Source organism: Paenarthrobacter sp. PPS72 (genome assembly GCF_048537125.1).
Taxonomy (GTDB): domain Bacteria; phylum Actinomycetota; class Actinomycetes; order Actinomycetales; family Micrococcaceae; genus Arthrobacter; species Arthrobacter nitroguajacolicus_E.
Map to the genome: position 1 here is coordinate 1 of NZ_JBLYIE010000077.1, position 5,059 is coordinate 5,059.

The 5,059-nt window shown below is 65.3% G+C and carries 3 protein-coding genes and 2 pseudogenes; 4 read left to right on the forward strand and 1 reads right to left on the reverse strand.

Features of this window, described 5'->3' with window-relative positions; translation table 11 throughout:
* The first annotated feature begins 26 nt into the window (after positions 1-26).
* The 4 genes and pseudogenes from ACLRGI_RS22790 to ACLRGI_RS22805 all read left to right on the forward strand — a co-directional run bounded on the left by ACLRGI_RS22790 (position 27) and on the right by ACLRGI_RS22805 (position 4,085).
* Positions 27-2,534 (forward strand): heavy metal translocating P-type ATPase, encoded by a 2,508-nt coding sequence (locus ACLRGI_RS22790; protein WP_419203722.1) that lies wholly within the window; start codon positions 27-29, stop codon positions 2,532-2,534.
* 110 nt (positions 2,535-2,644) lie between these two features.
* Positions 2,645-2,902 (forward strand): hypothetical protein, encoded by a 258-nt coding sequence (locus tag ACLRGI_RS22795; protein ID WP_419203723.1) that lies wholly within the window; start codon positions 2,645-2,647, stop codon positions 2,900-2,902.
* Between the two features lie 141 nt (positions 2,903-3,043).
* A pseudogene (locus tag ACLRGI_RS22800) lies at positions 3,044-3,262 on the forward strand (polysaccharide deacetylase family protein); the annotation flags it as partial.
* Positions 3,263-3,647: 385 nt separating this feature from the next.
* The gene (locus ACLRGI_RS22805) at positions 3,648-4,085 is read left to right on the forward strand and encodes a response regulator (protein ID WP_419203724.1); all 438 of its coding nucleotides are present in this window, start codon (positions 3,648-3,650) and stop codon (positions 4,083-4,085) included.
* 522 nt (positions 4,086-4,607) lie between these two features.
* On the opposite strand, the pseudogene ACLRGI_RS22810 reads toward ACLRGI_RS22805, so the two are convergent.
* Positions 4,608-5,059: pseudogene (locus ACLRGI_RS22810) on the reverse strand (transposase); the annotation flags it as partial.

The window sequence follows — 5,059 nt, forward strand, 5'->3', positions numbered from 1 at the left end:
CCAGACACACTGTGAATTGAGCACGCATGGCAACCGACACCCAACTTGACCTGAGGACCGTGCTGCCGGAGGCGCTGGATGAACAGGACGCCTGCGTCCGGACCCTGACCTCGGGCCTGCAGGCCCGGGAAGGCGTCATCAACGCCCACGTCAAACGCCCGGACGGCACTGAAACGGCGCAGCTGTGTGTGCATTTCGAACCCGGTCTCATCAGCCTGGGCAGGATCCGTGAGCTGGCCCTGTCGCTGGGGGCACGGGTGGACAGTGACTTCGGGCACCTCAGCTTGGAGGTGGCCGGGATTTCCAGGCCCGCCCGGGCTCAGCTGCTCGAACAGCGGCTGCGCGGTCTGGATGGTGTGGCCGAGGCCCATGTCTCCGCCACCGGCTCGGTGACGGTTGAATACTTCACGGAGCGGACCTCGGAGGAAACCGTCAAGGACCTCCTGACACGCTTCGGAACACCACCGCGCACAAGCCCGGCCGGCCCCCACGCACCCGGTGCAAGTCCAGACGAGGCAGCCGCGCCCGAAGCTGCCGCACCAGAGGCAGAAGCGCACGACCACAAACGCGAAGAGCATGATCACAAGCACGGCGGGATCTTCGGTGAGCGCAGTGAGCTGATCTTCGCGATTCTGTGTGCTCTGACCCTGGCGACGGGATTCCTGCTCGGGCTCAGCCCCGCCGTGCCCGACGCGGTCTCCACGGCACTGTATATCGCCGCGTACTTCTTCGGCGGCTACTACACCCTGAAGGAAGCCATCCAAACGGTGATGGCCAAGAGGTTTGAGATCGATTTCCTCATGCTGGTCGCGGCCGCCGGCGCTGCGGTGCTCGGGGACCTGGCCGAGGGCGCCCTGCTGCTGGCACTGTTCAGCATCGGCCATGCCCTGGAAAGTTACGCCATGGGACGGGCGCGCCGCGCCATCCAGGCCCTGGCCGAACTCGCCCCGGACACCGCGATCGTCAGACGCGACGGCACCGAGCAGGAAATCCCGGTCGGGGAACTGCAGATCGGCGACACCGTCATCATCAAACCCAACACCCGCATCCCCTCCGACGGTTACGTCACCATCGGCCAAAGCAGTGTGGACCAGTCCGCCGTGACCGGGGAAAGCATCCCAGTGGACAAGACCCCCATCGGGCCGCAGACGTCCCGGAAGGAAGCGGACATCCCAGCCGAAAGCCGCATCTACGCCGGAACGGTCAACGGGCCCGGCGTACTGGAAATCGAGGTGACACGGCTGTCCAAGGACTCCACCCTCGCCCGGGTGGTGCGGATGGTCAGCGAAGCCCAAGCCCAGATCTCACCCACGCAGCGGTTCACGGACCGCTTCCAGCGCGTGTTCGTCCCCGCCGTGCTGATCCTCGTCGTTGTGCTGCTCTTCGCCGGACTCGTCATCGACGAACCGTTCTCCGCAACGCTCTACCGGGCCCTGGCCGTGCTGGTCGCCGCCAGCCCGTGCGCGCTGGCGATCTCCACCCCCAGCGCGGTCCTGTCCGGGCTGGCCCGGGCAGCCCGCGGCGGGCTCCTCATCAAAGGCGGCGGACCGTTGGAGAATCTCGGCACGCTGCGCGCGATTGCCTTCGACAAGACCGGGACGCTCACGGAAGGCAAACCGGAAATGACCGACGTCGAACCCGCGGCGGGCGTGAAGGAATCCGAGCTGCTTTCCGTTGCCCTGGCCGTAGAGTCCCAAAGCGACCACCCGCTGGCCTCGGCCATCGTGACGGCGGCACGCGCCCGGCTGGACGGCACAGCGCCGCTCACGGCCAGCGCGGTTACCAGCATCACCGGGCGCGGGGTCAGCGCCCTGATCGAGGGTGAACGGATCCACATCGGCAAGCAACAGCTCTTCACCGAAATCGACGGGACCGCACTGACCAAAGACATCACCGACTCCACCGCACGGCTCGAGGCCGCAGGGCGAACCACCATGGTTGTCCGCAGCGGATCCCGGTACCTGGGTGTCCTGGGCCTGATGGACACACCCCGGGACACAGCCGCGCCGGTTATCGCCCGGCTGCGACAGGCTGGGATCCGGCACATGATCATGCTTTCGGGAGACAACCAGACCGTCGCCGACGCCGTCGCCGGGAAACTCGGACTGGACGAGGCCCGCGGCGACCTGCTGCCCGAAGATAAAGTCAAAGCGGTGATCGACCTACGCGGACGGGAAGAAAAGGTCGCGATGGTCGGTGACGGCGTCAACGACGCACCGGCCATGGCCAACGCCACCGTCGGGATCGCGATGGGCGCCGCCGGCTCCGACGTCGCCATGGAAACCGCCGACGTCGCGCTCATGGGCGATGACTTGGAACGGCTCCCTTTCGCCGTGAACCTCAGCCGCCAATCCAGCCGGATCATCCGCCAGAACCTCTGGGCGAGCCTCGGCGTCGTCGCCATCCTTATCCCGGCAACCATCACCGGGACCATCGGCATCGGACTGGCCGTCCTGATCCATGAAGGATCAACCCTGCTCGTCGTCGCCAACGCCCTGCGGCTCCTGGCCTACCGCGAACCCAAAACCAAATAGCGTCCCATCACCCGCCAGGAGCAGCCGGGGATGTTGCGGGCCTCGCACCCATTCCGGGGCCTGCAAAATCCCCGCTCCGCCACGATTTCTTTGAAACCGGGAAAGCGCTCATGGTCAAAACCCCGCGGCATTTCCGCCCGCGCCGCTCACCGCCGACGCGGCGGGCCGTCCTGCTCACCACCGCCGTAGCCGCCGTGGCCGGGCTTTCGACCCGGCAAGTCCCTAATCAGCCCGAGGTGCTGTTCACTGCCCTGCCGGACCGGCCGGGAGGCAGTCTCCCAGCGGACACATCGCCTCCGGATGATCTTCCGGCGGCCGCCCCGGGACCTGCTGCGCAGACCGTCCCTGTGACACCACCGGGACCCTGACCAGGCTGCCTCAAGGGGCGCCGGGTGTTGCTGTGACGGTCGATTTCTGCGGTGGTCCGTCCGAGGTAACGGCTATGATCAGGCGCTTCTCACGGCCCTGCGCGGCCGCCGCATCCCCGCAACGCTCTTCCTCAATTCCGGGTGGATCGCCGCCAAACCCGCCGCTGCCGCGGGCTTGCTGCCGAACCGTTGTTTAAACTGGCCAACCATGGTACTTCCCACCGGCCCTTGTCCACCACTGGCGAATCCGCCTACGGGATCCCCGGCACCCGGGATGCGGGTGAGGTGTACGACGAGGTCATGAGCAACAATCCCAACGTGGCCCAGCTCACCGGGACAAAGCCGCGCTTCTTCAGGCCCGGGACAGCCTACCTGGATGACGTCGCCGCGGACATCAAGGCCGCGCTGGGGCTGACCACTGCCGGCTTCAGCGTCAATGGCGACGGCGGTGCCACCTACCCTGTTGCGACGGTGGCCCGGGAAGCCGGCAAAGCCGGCCCCGGGGACATCATCATCTGCCACGGCAACCGCCACGGGATAGGACAGCGGAGGGGATGGCGCGTGCCCTGGCAGCCTCGCCACCCGCGGGATGCCCTTCGTGTACTTGGCGTAACACGCACACTTTCCCGGCGGAATGCAAAGGACGGCCAGCTCATCCACCGAACAACCCGGCGGTCTTGCACTCACAGAAATTTTTCAGAATGGGTTCAGGGCAGGTTCATTCCAACAACGGAGCATGGTTCCTATGCCTGCCCACGACACGACTCCCAAAACCGGGGTTTCTCCATGGACCGTCACACCGGCACCGGCCATGGGCCCGATTCTTATCGTTTATCAGGACCCGTCGCTGGCTGCCGAAATTTCGGTGGTCCTTGCCAACGCTGGGTGGTCCTTGGCCACGGCTGAAACGTGCGGCACGGGTGATGGCACCCCTGCCGTTGTCCTGCTCGACGGCCGCGACCAGGCGAGGACGGCGCGGACACGGCAATCCCTTCCGGGAGCCCAAACACTGTTCATAACCACCCGGGAGAAACTCGAAGGCCTTCTATGTGGAGCGACCCGGCCCAGGGATGACTACCTGATCGTGCCGTATGTTGGAGGGCCTCGTTCTGCGGCTGCGCAGGCTCACCCGAAACCCCAACGCCGCGGATCCCGGAATCCGAACTCACAGCAGGCAACCTGATCAGGCCCCGGTACGTGCCTCCCAGCAGCAGAGTGACGCAGTTCATTGGCATCCTTAACGAAAGCGGAATCGTCCGCGCCATTGACGTTACCCGAGGCTTCTTCCAACTGGCCCCTGTCGGGACGGCGGATCGCGTCCGCACCGATGGGAAATACGCATGCCTTCAGGCCCTACACAAGCGCCCTGTGACGCAGCACCGCGAGCCCCCGGTTCCCGGTGGACAAGCCGCTCCCGGGGCGTGCGAACGACGGATCCCTCACCTGCGCGTCGGGCCAGAACGGAATTTTTCAAGCTGAACGGTACCAATGGGAGTTAGGCGGCTGATTGTTCGGTGTATTCCTTGGGTTGGTTGATTCACGCTGGTCCTGGGAGCGCGAGGATTTTGGGGTCGGTGGTTTTGGTGAAGCGTTCGGGGTGTCTCGCTCTGGCTGCAGTGAGGGTCGCCGAGGGTTCTTTGGCCACGCCGACGGCGTGGCCGTAGTGGACGTTCGCGGGTGTGTGGAAGCCGATTCCTGAGTGCATCCTGGTGATCGCAGCCATGTGTAAGGCGCTGTTGAGTCTTCTGTCGCCTCCACGGTTCAGCCGATGCCGAACCGTGTTCCCCGACGATGCAGGGATGGGATTCACGCCGGCCAGACAGGCGAAGGCAGCTTCGCTACGGACCCGCCCCTCATGTGACCACGCCACCAAGCATTTCGCCGCGGCCACCGCCCGGAAACCCTTCTCCTCGAGCAAAGGTGCGGCCTCGCTGACCTTGACCAGATCGTCCAACTTCTGCTCGTTGGACTTCAGATGCTCGCCGAGGTCCAGGACGTGCTTCTCGGCCAAATACTTCGCTTCGGCCATGGTGTCCATGATTTCTCCGGCGAGTTGCTCCCTTCTGAACTGGGCATTGAACGATTCGATGAAGCCGTTCTGCCAGGGTGATCCCGGGTCAATGAACGCGGTGTCCACTCCGGCGGTGGTGCACCACT